Source organism: Pseudoflavitalea rhizosphaerae (assembly GCF_003991355.1).
In the GTDB taxonomy this organism is placed as follows: Bacteria; Bacteroidota; Bacteroidia; order Chitinophagales; family Chitinophagaceae; genus Pseudobacter; species Pseudobacter rhizosphaerae.
Genome location: NZ_RCSU01000001.1, coordinates 492,253 through 510,596, shown reverse-complemented (window position 1 = coordinate 510,596; position 18,344 = coordinate 492,253). Strand labels below are relative to the sequence as shown.

The window sequence follows — 18,344 nt, the reverse complement described above, 5'->3', positions numbered from 1 at the left end:
ATTACAAAAAAGCTTTTGATATGAAAACCCGATTTTATCATGTACAACTGCTGGGCCTGCTGATGGCCGTTGCTGCATTTGCCGGCAGTTGCCGGAAATACATGGAAGTAAAAGCGGCTTCGGAATACGATCTCTCGCAGGCCTTCTCCGATGTATCCAACGCCACTACCGCAATCATCGGTGTGTACGATGAGCTGATGGGGGATAATGGATATGGCATCCGTCTCAATCTGTACTATCCATACGATTCAGATGATATGATGACCACCGGTGGCCTGGACAACGGCCGCCGTGGTGTCGGCAGGTACCAGTTGCTTTTCTCCAACAACGAGATCCGTAACCCTTTCAACCAGTTGTACAGTGGCCTTGAAAAAGCCAATCTCTGTATCGAGCAGATTCCTCTTATGGGACAATATGAGAATGGAACTGAAATAGAAAAAAGAGACCTGAGAAGATTGTATGGCGAAGCGCTGACGCTCCGAGCACAATATTTGTTTGAGCTGATCAGGAACTGGGGAGATGTGCCTGCACCGATGGAGCCGGCCTACAAAAGGACGAATCTGTATATTCCCCGTTCCAACCGGGATAGTACATACGATAAGCTGATCGCAGACCTGGGCGTTGCAGCAGAACTGGTACCCTGGAGAACAGAAGTGGCTGTGAGGAATGAAAGGATCACAAAAGGCGCTGTAAAAGCGCTCCGGGCAAAGCTGGCACTCTTCCGTGGCGGATATTCTCTCCGCAATGATACCAGAACGATGGAACGCAGACCGGATTATCTCAAATTTTACGGGATCGCAAGAGATGAATGTGCAGATCTTATGGCGAGAAGAGACCAGCATACCCTCAATCCTAATTTCACCAGCATCTGGAAAACGCTGAGCGCTTTCCAATACGATCCGCAGGGAGAGATCATCTTCGAAGCCGGTGCGGGAGGAGGTAATAATAATTCAGATAGTCGCATGGCCAACTATGATGGTGTGCGTACGGATGGGGCTTCCCGTTATGGTCCCGGTGGTGGAGGTATTGCTGCATTGCCTATTTATTTTTATGCTTTCGATTCTGTGGATACAAGGATTGAATCCACTTTCGGCCTCTACCAGGTGCAGGGTACCAATGTGAAAAGGCCGCAGGCCCTTACTGCCGTTACCAATGGGAAATATAGAAGGGACTGGAGAAACCCGCTACTGCCCGGACAAGCCCTCAATGTAGGTTATAACTGGAGTTTCATTCGCTTTTCCGATGTATTGCTCATGTATGCGGAAGCTGTGAACGAGATCAATGGAGCGCCCACTGCTGAAGCGATCGCTGCATTTGAAGAAGTGCGCAAGCGCGCTTACAGGGGTAACGAAGACAAGATCGGGACCACACCTGCAGATAAGGCCGGTTTCTTCAATGCCATTGTGAATGAGCGCTGGCTGGAATTCGGTGGTGAAGGGATCCGCAAATATGATCTCATCCGCTGGAACCTGCTGGATAAAAGAATGAACCCGGTATACGGAGAGATCCGCCAGGAACTCCGCGACCTTAGGGATGCAACAGGGAAATATGCTGATATTCCCCTGCGGCTGTATTATAAGAACAATGGAGAAGAATATGAGATCTATGGTTCCCTGTACAAGCCCAATGAAGCCACAGCGCCAACCGGGTATAGCAATGTGAACTGGAGGCAAGACCTTGTAAGGACCAACAACACGTTGAACGTGGGAACCGGTAGTGTACATTATATCGATGGCATCGCCTATTTCTTCACACCCAACAAAAGTGAATTGTTCCCATTTGATCAGGCCACTATGGATTCTTACCAGGGAAGGCTGGCCCAGAATCCAGGCTATTGATAACTTTCATGAACAAACGAAAATGATGATGTACCGTGTGAAATATATTCTCTTCCTCTTCCTGAGCTGTGCTGTTGTAACGGGCTGCATGGCCCGGCAAACGGCGGAGCAAAATATATCTTCCGGTGTTCCGGCCTTTCCCGGCGCAGAAGGCTTCGGGAAATTCACTACCGGGGGAAGAGGAGGACGCGTGTTACTGGTCACCAATCTCAATGATGCCGGTCCCGGGTCCCTGCGTGAAGCCATCAACGCAAAATTCCCGCGCATCATTGTATTCACCGTATCGGGGACCATCGCACTGGAATCACCACTTAAAATCAAATATGGAAATATTACCATCGCCGGGCAATCAGCGCCCGGTGATGGTATTTGTATCCGGAACTATGTTTGCAGCATCAATGCCGATAACGTGATAGTACGTTACCTGCGTTTCCGGCTGGGTGATGAACGAAAACAGGCCGATGACGCCTTCAATGGCACAGGCCACAAGGATATCATCGTGGACCATTGCTCCATGAGCTGGGCCGTGGATGAGAACGCATCTTTCTACAATAACGAGAACTTCACCATGCAATGGTGCATCATTGCCGAAAGCCTGCACCATAGCGTGCATTTCAAGGGAGCGCATGGATATGGCGGCATCTGGGGCGGCAAGGGCGCCAGCTTCCACCACAATCTCCTGGCACATAATACCAGCCGTAACCCGCGCTTCAACGGCGCGCGTTTTCTGAATGTAGAGAAACCTGAACAAGTGGACTTCAGGAATAATGTAATTGTGAACTGGTCTTTCAACAGCAGTTATGGTGGCGAAGGCGGCAATCACAATATGGTCAGCAATTATTATGAGGCCGGTCCGGCTACACGCAAATCGGTAGCCAACCGCATACTCAATCCCGCTGATACACCCAGCGGTAAATTCTATGTAGCAGGTAATTTTGTAAAAGGCTTTCCCGCTGTTACGGCTGATAACTGGGCAGGAGGCGTGCAGGGGCCACACTGGCAGGATGCGCGCAGCGGTCAGCCCATTCCTTTTGTGAGCATTACGGAACAATCGGCTGAACGTGCAAGAGAACTGGTGTTGGCAAAAGCAGGAGCCAGCTTCAAACGCGATGCCGTGGATACCCGCATCATCGATGGGATAAAAAATGGAAAAATGAATGATGGACCGGAAAAGAATGGTATCATCAATTCTCAGACGGAAGTAGGCGGATGGCCGGAGCTGCAATCACTGCCCGCGCAGGAAGACAAAGACCAGGATGGCATCCCCGATGAGTGGGAAAAGAAAAACGGACTGGACCCATCCAATGCCGCAGAAGCTTCCTCTTTCAAACTGAGCAAACAATACACCAATATTGAGGTCTATCTCAATAGCCTTGTAGACGAAAAATAAATGAGATGATGAAACTATTGCTACCCTGTTGCCTGTTGCTGATGGCATTCAGCCTGCAACAAAAAAAGAAACTCACTGTTTTCCTGGCTGGTGATTCCACCATGTCAGTGAAAGAATCGAAAGTGTTCCCGGAGAACGGATGGGGAATGCCTTTTGTCCATTTTTTCGATAGTACAGTTGCTGTAGACAATCGTGCAAAAAACGGGAGAAGCACTAAAACATTTATCTCTGAAGGTCACTGGCAGCGTTTGATCGATAATGTGAAGGCAGGTGATTATGTATTGGTCCAGTTCGGTCACAACGATGAAGCAAAGGAAAAAGTAGAAAGATATACAACGCCTGATGAGTACCGCGCCAATCTTATACGCTTCATCAGTGAGGCCAGGTCAAAAGGGGCAATACCTGTGCTCATCTCCCCCGTATCCCGCCGCAGGTTCGATGCAGCAGGAAATGCCATTCAAACCCATGAGGCTTACTCACCACTGGTGAAAGAAATTGCGGATGCCCGGAAAGTGAGTTTCATCGATCTGGATACCAGGAGCCGCGCGCTTTACCAGCAGTTCGGAAAGGAAAATTCAAAATGGCTCTTCCTGCAACTGGCTCCGGGTGAGCATCCCAACTATCCCAATGGGAGGAATGATAATACGCATTTCAACGAACTTGGCGCCAGGCTGGTGGCACAGCTGGTGCTGGCCGATCTGAGAACGCTGGAACCTGAACTGGCATCCAGGATCGTAGTGTCACAAATCAAATAATATGAATCTATTTGTAAGCGCCATACTACTGCTATTGATGCATCCGGTACATGCACAGCAAAACCAGGCCGGGAAGAAATATGATTTTGTAGTAGCGAAGGATGGCTCCGGCAATTTCAAAACCATCCAGGAAGCCATCAATGCGGTACCTGATATGCGCCGCAAAGAAACCGTGATCTTCATCAGGAATGGTGTGTATAAAGAAAAACTGGTACTGGCGGAAAGCAAGAGCCTGGTGCATTTTATCGGAGAGAGCAAAGACAGCACCATCCTTACCTACGATGATTTTGCCAGCAAGAAAAATGTATTCGGCGAAGAGATCGGTACTTCCGGCTCTTCCAGTTTTTATATCTACGGAAAAGATTTCACAGCAGAGAATATCACCTTTGAAAATTCTTCCGGACCGGTAGGGCAGGCAGTAGCAGTTCTGGTTGCGGGCGACAGGGCGATGTTTAAAAATTGCCGCTTCCTCGGCTTCCAGGATACGCTCTACACTTATGGCTATGAGAGCCGACAATATTATGAGAACTGCTATATCGAAGGAACGGTGGATTTTATCTTCGGTGCATCCACTGCCGTGTTCGTCAATTGTACTATCTTCTGTAAGAAAGGGGGGTATATAACTGCAGCTTCCACCCCGGAGAACAAGAAATTCGGATACGTATTCTTTCAGTGCAATATCACTGGTGATGCTCCGGCAAATTCTTACTACCTCGGCAGGCCCTGGAGGCCATTCGCCAAAACTGCTTTCATCAGTTGCCGGCTGGGCACCATGGTCCGACCGGAGGGTTGGCATAACTGGGGCAAGCCCGATGCGGAGCGCACCACAGTTTACGCTGAATTCAATAATAATGGCCCCGGCGCCAATAACAGCAAACGCGTAGGCTGGAGCCATCAACTCACAGAAGACGAAGCTTCATTATACACCCTTGAAAATATTTTAGGCGATTGGAAACTGCCATGAAACATACCATACTACAGCAGGCGCTTGCGCTGATGATGCTGGCCTGTCCATTTGCATTGCCGGCTCAACAGAAGCCGGCATCTTCCGTATCACAGGTTTGGGTAGCCGATAATGGTGATGGTACTTATAAGAATCCTGTTCTGCATGCTGACTATTCTGATCCCGATGCCGTAAGGGTAGGGGAGGATTTCTACATGACGGCCAGCAGTTTCAATGCGGCGCCTGGATTGCCGGTCCTGCATTCACGCGATCTTGTGAACTGGAAGCTGATCGCTTATGCATTACCGAAACAAATCCCGCCGGAGGTATTCAGCAAGCCACAACATGGTAACGGCGTATGGGCGCCATCCATCCGCTTCCACAATGGCGAGTTTTACATTTATTATCCCGATCCTGATTTCGGGGTCTATCTCATTAAAGCAAAACATCCTGCCGGTCCATGGACGGAGCCTGTGTTGGTAGAAGGTGGCAGGGGATTGATCGATCCCTGCCCTTTGTGGGATGATAACGGTGATGTATACCTGGTGCATGCATATGCCGGCAGCCGGGCAGGCATCAAGAGCATCATAGTGGTGAAGAAGTTGAATGCCGCCGGCACTAAAGTGCTGGACGCGGGAAGACTGGTGTATGATGGCCATGATACGGATCCTACTATCGAAGGACCGAAGTTCTACAAACGCAATGGCTACTATTATATTTTCGCGCCGGCAGGTGGCGTGTCTACAGGCTGGCAACTGGTGCTACGTTCAAAAAATATTTATGGTCCCTACGAAAGGAAAGTGGTAATGGACCAGGGCAGTTCTCCCATCAATGGCCCGCACCAGGGCGCCTGGGTGAATACACCAACAGGGCAAGACTGGTTCCTGCATTTCCAGGACAAAGATGCTTATGGCCGTATCGTGCACCTGCAACCGATGCGTTGGGTGAACAACTGGCCGGTGATCGGCATGGATAAAGACGGAGATGGAAAAGGAGAACCGGTTTTAATTCATAAAAAACCTTCAGGGAAGTCTCCTTATGGCACCATCACGCCACCTGACTCCGATGAATTCAATGATACATCGTTGGGGTTGCAGTGGCAATGGCAGGCAAACCCCGCTGCTACCTGGAGTTTTTCCGATGCGATCAAAGGCGGACTGCGCCTTTATTCTGTGCAGCAACCCGATGATGCAAAGAATCTCTGGGACCTGCCCAATCTCCTGTTACAGAAATTCCCGGCGGAAGAATTCACTGCCACCACCAAACTCAGCTTCCATCCTTCGCCCAAAAAACTACAGGAAAAAACAGGACTGGTAGTATTGGGTTTGGATTATGCCGCTCTGGAATTGCAGGCCCGTGAAGATGGTCAATACCTCGTGTATACTGTTTGCGAAAATGCAGAGAAGAAAACAGGACCGAAAAACAGGGAACTCACAAAGATCGGTTCCAAAGATCTTTATCTCCGCGTAATGGTTACCAAAGGCGGTATCTGCCGGTTCAGTTACAGCACAGATGGAAATCAATTCACATTGATAGAAAGCATTTTTACAGCCAAACCCGGCAAATGGGTGGGAGCGAAACTGGGATTATTCTGTTCCAGGACTTTTACTACTAACGATGCAGGACATGCGCTGATCGACTGGTTCCGCATTCATAAAAACATTGATCTCAAATAAAGGAATAATGAAAAAAAGATTTGTTTCGATATGGGTTTTGCTGATGGCTGGCGCCGGTGTGTTGCAGGCGCAACAGTTACCGGTGATCAGGGAAACATCCTTTAAGAAAGACACTGTGCTGATAACGGCATTCGGCGCCAAATCAGACGGATCAACACTTTGTACTAAGGCCATCAACAATGCTATCGATGCTGTTGCGGCAAAAGGCGGCGGTGTGGTAGTGGTCCCCGCGGGATTATGGATCTCCGGGCCGGTTACACTGAAAAGCAATGTGAACCTGCATTTGCAATACAATGCATTATTGCAGTTTACTACAGACTTTAGCCAGTACCCGCTGGTGGAAGGCAATTGGGAAGGGCTGCCACAGATGCGAAATCAAAGCCCCATATCGGCAACCGGACAGGAGAATATCGCGCTTACCGGGAATGGTATCATCGACGGCGGCGGCGATGCCTGGAGAATGGTGAAGCGGGATAAGCTCACCGGGAGCCAGTGGAAATCCCTCCTTGCTTCCGGTGGTATGCTTAGTGAAGACAAACGTACCTGGTATCCCAGCATCAGCTCCTATAAAGGTTCCCTGCTGAAGAATCCCGGCGCAATCGAACCCGGAAAGGATGCTGCATTCTACAATAATGTAAAAGATTTCCTTCGTCCTAATTTACTGGTGCTGACCAATTGTAAACGCATCCTGCTGGAAGGATTGATCATCCAGAACTCGCCCGCCTGGTGTTTGCATCCCCTGATGAGTGAAGACATTGTTGTGCGTAATATCACAGTGCGAAATCCCTGGTATGCACAGAATGGTGATGGTATTGATGTGGAAAGCTGTAAAAATGTACTGATCGAAAACTCGGTATTTGATGTGGGCGACGATGCCCTCTGCATGAAAAGCGGAAGGGACGAAGCCGGAAGAAAAAGAGGAATACCCACACAGGATTTGATCATCAGGAACTGCGTGGTCTATCACGCGCACGGCGGATTTGTGGTAGGCAGTGAAATGAGCGGCGGCGTAAGGAATATCCATGTCAGCAACTGCACTTTCATTGGAACGGATATCGGCCTGCGTTTCAAATCTGCGCGTGGTCGTGGTGGATTGGTAGAGAATATCTTCATCGATCAGATCGCCATGCGAGATATCGTTGGTGAAGCTATTCTCTTCGATATGTATTATATGGCAAAGGACCCTGTTCCTCTTTCCGGTGAGAAAAGGGAAACCCCGCGCGCCCAACTGTTACCTGTAAGCGAAGGAACCCCTGAGTTCCGAAATATCAGCATCAGTAATGTGGTGGTGAATGGCGCGCCTAAAGCCGTTTTCCTGCGCGGGCTTCCTGAAATGCCGGTGAAGAATATAACATTAAGGAATATGCGCTTTGTAACGGGTTCTTACCTTGAAGCGGTAGACACCAGTGGTATAAAATTGGAAAATATTCAGTGGCAGTCTTCCCGCGCCAGCGCCAATACCTGGGGAGAGAAGCTGAGCCAGACCGTAATGCACATCTGGCCTGATTCCTTTGCGCTCGAAGGGGATAAGACCGCCAAGTGGCGATACGACCTGGGCGTGATCCTGAAAGGAATGGAAGCTGTTTGGAAACAGAACCAGCAACAAGAGTACTTCAATTATATCAAAAAGATGATGGACTTCTATATCGACCAGAGTGGAAAGATAAAGGGATATAAGAAAGATGAGTTCAATATAGATCATGTGAACAATGGAAAGAATATCCTTTTCCTGTATGAAGAAACTGGAAATCAGAAATACAGGAAAGCGGCAGACCTGCTGAGAGACCAGCTTCGTCACCATCCCCGCACCAAATCCGGCGGCTTCTGGCATAAGCAGGTCTATCCCTGGCAGATGTGGCTGGATGGGCTTTACATGGGTCAGCCTTTCTACGCGCAATACGCAAAACTCTTCAATGAGCCCGAAGCCTTCAATGATATCACCCGCCAGTTTGTACTGATGGAACACAATGCACGCGATAAAAAGACCGGCCTGCTCTATCATGGCTGGGACGAATCACGTGAACAACGCTGGGCAAACAAGAAAACTGGGCAATCGCCCAATTTCTGGGGCCGCGCACTCGGCTGGTATGGCATGGCAATGGTGGATGCGCTGGATTATTTTCCCGCCAATCATCCCGGCAGGGATTCCATCATCGGTATTTTGAACCGTTATGCCAAAGCAATTGTTAAATACCAGGACGCCGGTTCCGGGACCTGGTGGGATGTGGTAGACAAGAAGAATGCTCCCGGTAATTACCACGAATCTTCCGCCAGCAGCATGATCGTTTACACGCTGGCCAAAGGCGTAAGGATGAATTACCTGCCTGCTTCCTGCAGCAAGGCCGTTCAGAAAGGCTTTGAAGGTATTATCAATGAATTCATAGAAAAAGATACAAACGGAGGATTCAACCTGAAAGGAACTGTAGCGGTATCCGGACTGGGCGGCAATCCTTATCGTGATGGCAGTTACGAATATTATGTCAAAGAACCGGTAATCACCAATGATCCCAAAGGAATGGGAGCATTCATCAAATGTGCGGCAGAAATGGAATTGATGCGGCAGACAGGAGGGAGACCATGACAGTTAAAAGGACCATACCATTTTCGCTGAACAAAAGGAACCTCAAAAAGATAAAAACAAAAGCAGTGTCTGTTCCTCCTGCCGCGATATTCGAATTGCCGGAAAGGGTGCTGCAGTTTGGTTCTGGTGCGCTCCTGTGTGGACTACCTGCCTGGTGCATCGATAAAGCCAACAGGAAGGGTATCTTCAACGGACGCATCGTTGCCGTTACTTCAGGTGATGAAACGGATCAACTGATGGCGCAGGATGGTCTGTACACTATTTGCGAAAGAGCTGTTGCAAAAACTGGAACAACTGCCAGCTTCGTCATCAATGCTGCTATCAGTCGTGCTTTGAATGAAAGCCTGCACTGGGACCTGATCCTGAGATGTGCTGCCAATCCTGGAATGCAGGTAGTAGTGGCACAGACCAATGCTGCAGACCTGGTTCTGAAAAAAGATAATGTACACTGGCAGCCACCAAAATCCTTCCCCGGGAAACTGCTGGCATTTATGTATCACCGGTTCAAACATTTCAATGGCGCAGCCGGCAGCGGTCTGGTGATCATTCATTCCACAGGCGCGGAACAAGCGAAAGGACTTGATGCCATTGTGCTGGAGCTGGCGCACCAGAACGGGCTGGAAACTGCTTTTCTCGACTGGCTGGAAGCATCCAACCATTTTTGTAATTCAGTGGCAGACCGCATGGTGCTGAGTTCCGTCAGTCCACAACAACAGCAGGAACTGGAAAAGATCACCGGATATAAAGATGAGTTACTGGTGATCACGGAATCTTACCGGAACTGGTGCATCGAAACCAATAACAAGAGCGTTCAGAAAATATTATCATTCAGTAAGGCCGATCCGGGAGTGGTGCTGTCCACCCAACTCTCATCATTCGGCAAAATGAAACCAATCAGGGGATAAATGGAATTACCATGAAGCAGAAAGTATTGAAAGTGCATCCGAAGGACAATGTGCTGGTAGCCCTGCAGGACCTTAAAAAGGGCGAGAAGATTTTATATAACGGTGTTGAATATACGTTAATGGATGATGTGGCCGCCAAACATAAATTTATTACTGCTGACTTAAACAAAGGTGCGGCTGTAATCATGTATGGCGTATTGGTAGGTAAGAGCACTGAGCCGCTTGCCGCAGGCTCCCGCATCACCACCTCCAATCTCAAACATGCATCAGCAGCCTATGCGCTGTCTGAAACCAGGAAAGAAGTGCACTCGAAAACGGAAATCGGTCCATCCTGGAAAGACAGGACTTTCATGGGCTACCACCGGAGCGATGGCAGTGTGGGCACCGGCAACTACTGGCTGGTAGTGCCGTTGGTGTTTTGCGAAAACAGGAATGTGGAAGTACTGAAAGATGCATTGCTGGAAGAACTGGGATATGCGCATCCGCCAAAATACCGTGCATTCACCAAACAACTGGTGGCTGCCATGGAGAACGGCGTGGATGTGGAAACCATCAGTCTGAATGAACCTGCGCAGGCAATTGCAAAAAGTCCTGTTTTCAAGAATGTAGACGGTATTAAGTTCCTTTCACATACAGGTGGCTGTGGCGGCATCCGGCAGGATGCGCAAACTTTATGCGGACTGCTGGCGGGTTATATCACTCATCCCAATGTAGCGGGGGCTACAGTGCTCAGTCTCGGTTGTCAGAATGCACAGGTGGCGATGCTTAAGGAAGAGATCGAAAAGAGATCACCTTCATTTGATAAGCCGCTTTATATTTTCGAGCAGCAGGCGGTGGGTAAGGAAACAGACCTGATCGAACTTGCGATGAAACGCACATTTGAAGGGCTGATCATCGCCAATCAGCAAACCCGCAAACCTGCCCCCATCAGCAAACTGGTGGTCGGACTGGAATGTGGTGGTTCGGATGGTTTCTCCGGCATCTCCGCCAACCCTGCGATCGGCCATGCCTCCGATCTGTTGGTCAGTGCCGGTGGTTCTGTGATCCTCTCCGAGTTCCCTGAGCTTTGTGGCGTAGAGCAGGAGATCAGTGATCGTTGTTCCGATGTGCGCGATGCAGAACGTTTTATCCAGCTGATGCGCGCATACGGAGCCAGCGCTGTAGCGGCGGGTTCAGGTTTCGATATGAACCCATCGCCCGGAAATATCAGGGATGGCCTGATCACCGATGCCATGAAATCAGCAGGTGCAGCAAAAAAAGGTGGTACATCTGCGGTAGCTGCCGTGCTGGATTATCCTGAAGTAGTGCGCAAGGCAGGACTCAATTTACTTTGTACACCAGGCAATGATGTAGAGAGCACCACTGCTGAAGTGGGCGCCGGCGCAACTGTTGTGCTTTTCACTACCGGATTGGGAACGCCTACCGGTAATCCGATTGCACCGGTGGTGAAGATATCGAGCAATACAGCTTTGTACAACAGGATGCCGGATATTATCGATATCAATGCCGGTACTATCATTGACGGCAATGAAACCATCGGGCAATGTGGCGAGCGCATACTCGAGTACGTAATAGCAGTAGCCAGTGGCGAAAAAGTAGTGAATGCCGTAAGATTGAGCCAGGATGATTTCATCCCATGGAAGAGAGGGATCAGCTTATAAAGCCTGTGCCTTTGCTTCCCGCCACAGGTTTATTTTTTTACGGGATAAAACGTCCAGTTGAATGTTTCATCGCCCGGAATTCCATCTGAATCATAGTATTCAGTAGCTTTCAGTACATCTTTGGTCAGATCGCGAACCGTGACGGTACCTAAATCTTGCGGATTGTCAAGAGGAAAATAATGGAATTTAGTCTCGTCGTTATCATACCATTTCCAACCCTGCACCAATGCTTCCTGTAATTCGTTATCCTTGTAAAGTTTTACAAGATAAGTACCATTATTGCTAATGCGGATGGTTAAGTAATCAGTATAATCGTCATAAGCATCTTCATAATCTTCTTCCCTGGCGAGATACCATTCCCTGCAAAACAGGGTGGTTCGGGCAGATTCAGTAATTGAAGCGACCTTTGTGCCAATGATATTCACTGTTTTTTGAAGTTCATCAGCATGCAGCCTGCCTTCAAGTTTTCCATCCACGATCTTGATGCCACCCAGTGAGCCTAATGGCGTAAGCAGGATGGAATCACCCGAAACGGCTTTGAATTTTCCTTCCAGCAAAAGACTTCCATTATTAGATATGATGAATGAACTATCACTATAGAATTCCATGAAAGTGAGAATGGGTGTACCGGGGCCGGGATCTACATCATCGGTTTGAACGTTGTTATTAAGACTGCCTTTCAAAACTTTGACGAAACAATTGACGGTAACAGGTTGCGTTACTACATTTTTCGATAATAAGGATTCGATCGCAGCAGGATCAAGCTCCCATTTGGCAGCAATGCTGGCCTGAAGTTCTGCTGCTTGCTCCTGGTCAGACGGCCCATTGTTGTCGTCTTTGGAACAGGAGAAGAGGAAGGCGAAGGACGCCAGCAGAAGTACGTGAATTTGTTTCATTTGGTAAGGGTTTATTCGTGCTAAATAAAAATCAGGCGCAAAATAAAAAAGACTGCGGGAATTTGAAAGTAGTAGAGGTACAATATTGCAGGGGCCTTTTCGTTGCGCGTTTTGACAAGATAAGCTGAACTGGCATGGCGCCATTCCCAGCCTTCGGGAGGCTCAAATAATTACGGATAGTGAAGTTTCCCAATTGCGAAAACTGTTTTTCCCTGATTTGCAAACCGGATTGACGGTTTGTTGGCATCTTTAAAAAAAGAACAGCATGTGCAATTTCAGGATGTGGTACAAAACCGATGATGAAGTGTATGTTATGCAATGTGTGCAGTGTAATACTTACCAGGTTAGAATGCGCAATGCAGCATTCATGTTCGATACTTTTACTTTTACATTATTCTGTGAAGTGGTGGCCGGCCTCTATTTCAAGTCTGCAGCATTGAAACCTGGTGAGCCGGTCAAAGTGCCTGCTTTTAACCAGGGTATGGACCTGCTGCTGGAAAGGCCCGCCCTGCGCGAACTTCATTACCTGCTGGATGGTGCGGATACGGAGATGAAAGCTGCACAAATGGCCAGCTTCTTTTATTATTGATTTGCTGCGGTCAATCCTTATTTTTACCGGATGAAAATCCATACGCTCATCCTGTCAGTTGCCGTACTTTTACAAGTATCTATGCAAGCGCAAACAGGTAACAGGAATTTATTCAGTAAGGAAGTAGCTGCAAAACTGGCTTCATTGCCTTTACATTGCATCAACAATGAATGGCCCAATAAGACCAGTCATACTTCCGACTCTGCTACTGACCACGTGCTGCTTCCCCATCAGCTGCATCCGGTTTTCTACGGATGTTTCGACTGGCATTCTTCCGTGCATGGCCACTGGATGCTGGTGAAATTGCTGAAAACATTTCCGGATATGCCAGACCGTGATAAGATCATCGCTATCCTCAGCAACAGTTTCCAGCTTGAAAAAATGAAAGAAGAAGCTGCTTATTTCTCAAAATACAAAGTGTCGTCTTCCTGGGAACGTACTTACGGATGGGCGTGGCTGCTGAAGCTGGATGAAGAACTCTTCACCTGGAAGGATCCCCTCGGCAAACAATGGTATACCAGCCTGCAACCACTTACGCAAACCATCAAAGAACTCTGGACGAAATATCTTCCCAAACAAACTTATCCCAACCGTACAGGAGTGCATCCCAATACGGCATTCGGACTGGTGTTTGCGCTCGACTGGGCCAATGCGCTCAATCAGCCTGAGTTTGCAGCGCTGATCAAACAACGTAGCAAAGATTATTATCTCGGCAACAAACATACACCCGCTTATATGGAACCAGATGGTACAGATTTTCTGTCGCCCAGCCTGGAGATCGCAGACCTGATGCGCAGGGTATTGCCAAAAGAAGAATTCCTGAAATGGTTCAACAGTTTCTATACAAAGGATGGCATCGATAATATCACCAAAATGCCGCAGGTGAGCGACCGTACGGATTACCAGATCGTGCACCTTGACGGGCTCAGCCTGAGCCGTGCCTGGTGTATGAAGGGAATCGCCAAAGATTTGCCCGCCAGCCACCCTTACAAAAAGCTCTTCAATGCAACCGCAGAAGAATTCCTGCATCATACTTTGCCGCATGTAACTTCCGGCAATTATGGCGGAGACCACTGGCTGGCATCTTTTGCTGTTTATGCCATTTTTGAGGACAGATAGAAAAATGGAAATATGAATAGAAGAAAATTAATGCCTGCGTTTCTTTTTATCCTTATTCTTGTAAGCTTTTCCTGTAAAAAGAACAGCAATGATTCTCCTGAATGGTTACTGGAAAATAATTCCTGGCAACCCGCATTAGCCGACGAACATACCAGGCCAGGAACTTATGGTGAATTTATTTTATTCAGTCCCTGGCTGGAATGCGATTTGGATGATCAGTTGACATTCAAGGATGGAAAATTCTTTGTGGATCTTAATGCCACTTGTGATATTGATAAAAGTATTTTTACCAAATACAACAACGCTAAGTATTTCTATGATCCACTTAAGAAACAATTGATAATTGGCGATGGAAATGATGGCTTGTCATTTACAGTATTTGAAGTTTCAGAAAAGCGGCTGGTAATAGGACGTCCTATTGCAGCAGTGCCGGCACTGGGAGGTGTGATACCATACAATTATCTGGGATATCTATTCTTAAAGAAATAAAGTTTATTCTCTTTGGCCCAGCCAGATGCCCAATCCAATTTCAAAGGGAACGGTCAGCCGCCCATGGTTTTCTTTTCCCATACCTCCATCAGATAGTGGATACGTAGATGTTGCCCAACGGTAACCGAGCCCTGCGTAGAAGTTCATGTTCAGTCTGCCCTGCATATTGCGCTGCATGCCCCAGATACCGGCAACATGGTACACCGGTCTCCGTGAACCTTCTTCAAAATAGCTGCTACTCATTCGCATTTTGGAGAAAACAGTACCGCCGGAAAGAGCAAAGAAATTGGCGCTGTTCTTTTCCGTGCGCCTGTTGCGTTGTTCCCTTTTCTCGAAATTGTAATAGAACCGGTATTGCAGGTTGATGGCCGGATCGAAATAGAAGCTGGACTCAGTGCCCGTTTCAGTGCTGGCGAAAAAAGATGCGGCAATATTCATGAATGCAGTTGCATACAATGTTTGATACTGCCCGGTCTTTAGTTCATAGCTGAAGCCCGGTGTAAAAAATGTGACTGCCGCCACATTTTCAGTGGAAGCCTCTTGAGCAGTTGCTGCCAGAGGGAACTGGCTCATCGCCAATATGGCGATCAGGGTGAAGGGGAATAAGGGTTGCATGGTACCAAATATAATATCTCTAACCCTGTACCGCACAGCTTTACTACGAACTGCAGATTTATTATCCTGAAGCGCCTTATTCTGATATAGGATTTTCTTTATACATTTAGCCCCCGTTCCCAAAAACCGGCATGACCGCCAACCTTTATGATACCACCCGTTGGGCTGCTTTCTGCGAAGGAGACCACGCTGCTTTTCTTGCTTTGTATAAAGAGCATTATAACCTCCTGTACATATGGGCGCATCGCTGGGTACAGCAAGACACTGAATGGATCTTGGAAAAGTATCCCGCCGGCAATGAAGTTGTGCCTCTGCTGGATGAGCTGAAACATCTTCGTTCGGATGCAGGTCTCAGCAATGCAGCCATCATTCAGGCGGCCACGGTGAACAGTGCCAGGGTAACGGGATTGCATGACCGCGGCCTGGTATGCGGGCAGACCTGCTTATTTTGAATAGTGATCCTTTGCTGGATATATCCGTTCTCTTTTCGCCTCAGACTGTGATCCGCAAAGGCAATCTGCTTTCTTTCAATTAACGGAGTGCGGCAGTTGCCTGTCTCCCGGCGAGTGTTGTGAGCGATTAAACTTCGGTTGCGTCGTAAACGATCACTTTGCTCCAGAGATGTCCATAATTTTTGATGAAAGCCTGATGAACAGGATGCACCTGGTAAGCAGCCTGTGCTGCCAGGTCTTTGAAGAAGATCAGTTCTGATACATCCCAGCTATTGTCAACCACATCACGTTTTTCTGTAGAGGCAACTATGCCAACATGGAGTTCGCCAACAGTATCGATGGCCTTCAGTGTTTTTATGCCTTCTGTCAGTTTTTTCCTGTCGGCTTCATTACCTGAATTTTTCAGCCAGAAGAAAACATGATGCGCTACGGGATGTTGTTTTCCAGCTACCGGGAATGGGCCGGCGGCAGTAACAGAGCCTGCACAGAGTGCAGCTGTGGTAGTAAGAAAGGTTCTGCGGGTAGTTTCGCTCATACAGTTCAGGTTGATGTATCAAAATACTACAAATTTCCTGCAGTTCAGCTATTCACTTTTCCATTTATCCATTCCTGCAACAAAAAAAAGCTCCGGCAACGGAGCTTTTTTTGCAAGAACATTCAGTGATTACCAGCGTTCCGCTTCGTCTTCTGAATTACCGAAGCGGTTCTTCAGTTTGAAGGAAGAAGGGGCCTGGTTCAATTCCGTATTGGCTGCAGGCTTGTTGCTGTAGTCGTATTTCGGTTTAGGCTGCTGGGCCTGTTGCTGCTGTTTTGGACGCTCACCAGATTTCTGATGGGCAGGCTGAGGCCTGTTGCCCTGTTGCTGAACAGCTGGTTTTTGTTGCTGTTGCATCACAGGTTGCGCCTTCTGTACCACTATTTTCTGTTGTGCATTGCCGTTAGTGGCCTGTGTAATAACCGGTCTTTGCGGTTGTGGTTGCTGACCCTGGTTCTGTTGCTGTTTCACCTGTGGCTGTTGTTGACGGCCGTTATTGGTGTTACGTGTTTCACCCTGCACCTGCCTGGATTTGTTCCGGTTTCTATTATTCCTGCTTTGCTGATTGTGGTGCTGCAGGGGTTTGGAGCCTGCCTGTGTTTTGGCAATGGCCGGAGCCTGCGCTAACACTGGTTCTTTCACGATAGGGCTGCCTGGTTTGAAAGGATGTTCTGCAATAACAGGAACATTCTTTTTGATCAGCTTCTGGATATCGCGGAGGAACTCTCTTTCTTCCTGGTCGCAGAATGAAATGGCGAGACCGCTTGCGCCTGCGCGTCCGGTTCTTCCGATCCGGTGAACATAAGTTTCCGGAATATTGGGAAGATCATAGTTGATAACATGACTGAGTTCTTCCACATCGATACCACGTGCTGCGATATCTGTGGCCACCAGTACGCGGATCTCTCTTTCTTTCAGCAACTGGAGCGCACGCTGACGCGCTGCCTGTGATTTGTTGCCGTGAATGGCTTCCGCCCGGATGCCTGCATTGGAAAGCGCTTTCGCGATCTTGTTGGCGCCATGCTTGGTACGGCTGAATACAATGGATGATGTGATGGCCGGATCTTTCAGGATATGCACCAGCAGGGGATTCTTGTTCTTTTTGTCTACATAGTACAGTGTTTGTTCCACTGTTTCTGCTGTAGATGCAACAGGTGTCACCTGCACGTATACCGGTTCTTTCAGAATGGTATCGGAGAGTTTCCTGATCTCCGGCGCCATGGTGGCGGAGAAGAACAATGTTTGTCTTTGTGCGGGGATCTTCGCTATCACTTTTTTCACGTCGTGAATAAAGCCCATGTCAAGCATGCGGTCTGCTTCGTCCAGTACCAGGATCCTGATCTGGCTGATGCTGATGATGTTTTGCTGCATCAGGTCTAACAGCCGGCCCGGAGTGGCTACGAGAATATCGCAGCCTTTGCGGAGGTCGTTCACCTGCGATTGCTGGGAAACGCCGCCGAAGATCACCACCTGCCTGAGATTGGTATACTTACCATAAGCATCGAAGCTTTCCTGGATCTGTAATGCCAGTTCACGGGTGGGAGTGAGTACCAGAGCGCGGATTCCTTTTACGGGCGCTTTCGCTTTTTCTTCAGCCAGTAACTGGATGATGGGAATGGCGAATGCTGCGGTTTTGCCGGTGCCTGTACGTGCGCAGCCCAGAATATCTTTCTGCTGCAGTATAACGGGGATCGACTGTTCCTGAATGGGAGTAGGGTTACTGTACCCTTGTTCTGCCAACGCCTTCAATATGGGCGCTGCAATTGGTAATTGCTCGAATAACAATTGAATACTGATTTAAAATGAATAAAGATTGGTAAGCTGCCAGCCTGTTGCGGCACATTACCCGGCTTACAATCTCATACCTCAAATATTGAATGGAATGAAGTCAAAATAGGAG

The 18,344-nt window shown here is 48.3% G+C and carries 16 protein-coding genes; 12 read left to right on the top strand and 4 right to left on the bottom strand.

All coding sequences use genetic code 11. The annotated features are described in order from the left end of the window. The first annotated feature begins 20 nt into the window (after positions 1-20). From D9Y29_RS01900 to D9Y29_RS01865, 8 genes are read left to right on the top strand one after another with little or no spacing between them, the layout of a single operon-like run. Complete coding sequence (locus D9Y29_RS01900; protein WP_127124736.1) at positions 21-1,838, top strand: RagB/SusD family nutrient uptake outer membrane protein; 1,818 nt, start codon at positions 21-23, stop codon at positions 1,836-1,838. Between the two features lie 22 nt (positions 1,839-1,860). Continuing rightward, entirely contained in the window at positions 1,861-3,228 is a 1,368-nt protein-coding gene (locus D9Y29_RS01895; protein WP_206513687.1) for a pectate lyase family protein, read from the top strand. Between the two features lie 5 nt (positions 3,229-3,233). Beyond that, a complete protein-coding gene (locus D9Y29_RS01890) occupies positions 3,234-3,983 on the top strand; it encodes a rhamnogalacturonan acetylesterase (protein ID WP_241237827.1) in 750 nt (249 codons plus the stop codon). A gap of 1 nt (position 3,984) precedes the next feature. After that, the gene (locus D9Y29_RS01885; protein WP_127124735.1) at positions 3,985-4,947 is read left to right on the top strand and encodes a pectinesterase family protein; all 963 of its coding nucleotides are present in this window, start codon (positions 3,985-3,987) and stop codon (positions 4,945-4,947) included. Beyond that, a complete protein-coding gene (locus D9Y29_RS01880) occupies positions 4,944-6,602 on the top strand; it encodes a glycoside hydrolase family 43 protein (RefSeq protein WP_127124734.1) in 1,659 nt (552 codons plus the stop codon). Before D9Y29_RS01885 ends, D9Y29_RS01880 begins: the two co-directional genes overlap by 4 nt. A gap of 7 nt (positions 6,603-6,609) precedes the next feature. Further along, a complete protein-coding gene (locus D9Y29_RS26740) occupies positions 6,610-9,183 on the top strand; it encodes a glycoside hydrolase family 88 protein (protein WP_241237826.1) in 2,574 nt (857 codons plus the stop codon). After that, positions 9,180-10,088 (top strand): mannitol dehydrogenase family protein, encoded by a 909-nt coding sequence (locus D9Y29_RS01870; RefSeq protein WP_164735198.1) that lies wholly within the window; start codon positions 9,180-9,182, stop codon positions 10,086-10,088. Before D9Y29_RS26740 ends, D9Y29_RS01870 begins: the two co-directional genes overlap by 4 nt. A gap of 11 nt (positions 10,089-10,099) precedes the next feature. Then, the gene (locus D9Y29_RS01865) at positions 10,100-11,749 is read left to right on the top strand and encodes a UxaA family hydrolase (protein WP_127124732.1); all 1,650 of its coding nucleotides are present in this window, start codon (positions 10,100-10,102) and stop codon (positions 11,747-11,749) included. A 29-nt stretch (positions 11,750-11,778) separates the two neighbouring features. Here the strand turns inward: D9Y29_RS01865 and D9Y29_RS01860 are convergent, their stop codons facing one another. Continuing rightward, a complete protein-coding gene (locus D9Y29_RS01860; RefSeq protein ID WP_127124731.1) occupies positions 11,779-12,645 on the bottom strand; it encodes a hypothetical protein in 867 nt (288 codons plus the stop codon). Between the two features lie 265 nt (positions 12,646-12,910). On the opposite strand from D9Y29_RS01860, the gene D9Y29_RS01855 reads away from it, so the two are divergent. The 3 genes from D9Y29_RS01855 to D9Y29_RS01845 all read left to right on the top strand — a co-directional run bounded on the left by D9Y29_RS01855 (position 12,911) and on the right by D9Y29_RS01845 (position 14,842). Beyond that, the gene (locus D9Y29_RS01855) at positions 12,911-13,234 is read left to right on the top strand and encodes a hypothetical protein (protein ID WP_127124730.1); all 324 of its coding nucleotides are present in this window, start codon (positions 12,911-12,913) and stop codon (positions 13,232-13,234) included. A gap of 81 nt (positions 13,235-13,315) precedes the next feature. Then, the gene (locus tag D9Y29_RS01850; RefSeq protein WP_206513686.1) at positions 13,316-14,353 is read left to right on the top strand and encodes a DUF2891 domain-containing protein; all 1,038 of its coding nucleotides are present in this window, start codon (positions 13,316-13,318) and stop codon (positions 14,351-14,353) included. A gap of 12 nt (positions 14,354-14,365) precedes the next feature. After that, positions 14,366-14,842, top strand: a complete 477-nt coding sequence (locus D9Y29_RS01845) for a hypothetical protein (protein WP_127124728.1) — start codon at positions 14,366-14,368, stop codon at positions 14,840-14,842. A gap of 3 nt (positions 14,843-14,845) precedes the next feature. Here the strand turns inward: D9Y29_RS01845 and D9Y29_RS01840 are convergent, their stop codons facing one another. Continuing rightward, complete coding sequence (locus D9Y29_RS01840; protein ID WP_127124727.1) at positions 14,846-15,457, bottom strand: hypothetical protein; 612 nt, start codon at positions 15,455-15,457, stop codon at positions 14,846-14,848. Positions 15,458-15,588: 131 nt separating this feature from the next. Here D9Y29_RS01840 and D9Y29_RS01835 point away from each other — a divergent pair, with 131 nt between their 5' ends. Further along, complete coding sequence (locus tag D9Y29_RS01835) at positions 15,589-15,909, top strand: hypothetical protein (RefSeq protein WP_127124726.1); 321 nt, start codon at positions 15,589-15,591, stop codon at positions 15,907-15,909. A 127-nt stretch (positions 15,910-16,036) separates the two neighbouring features. Here D9Y29_RS01835 and D9Y29_RS01830 read toward each other — a convergent pair whose 3' ends face one another. Together D9Y29_RS01830 and D9Y29_RS01825 are read right to left on the bottom strand one after the other, a co-directional pair. Next, positions 16,037-16,444: a Dabb family protein gene (locus D9Y29_RS01830; protein ID WP_127124725.1), complete on the bottom strand. Its 408-nt coding sequence runs from the start codon at positions 16,442-16,444 to the stop codon at positions 16,037-16,039. A gap of 129 nt (positions 16,445-16,573) precedes the next feature. Beyond that, positions 16,574-18,229 carry a DEAD/DEAH box helicase gene (locus tag D9Y29_RS01825; RefSeq protein ID WP_127124724.1) on the bottom strand — a complete coding sequence of 552 codons (1,656 nt, stop codon included), beginning with the start codon at positions 18,227-18,229 and terminating at the stop codon, positions 16,574-16,576. Between the last annotated feature and the right edge of the window lie 115 nt (positions 18,230-18,344).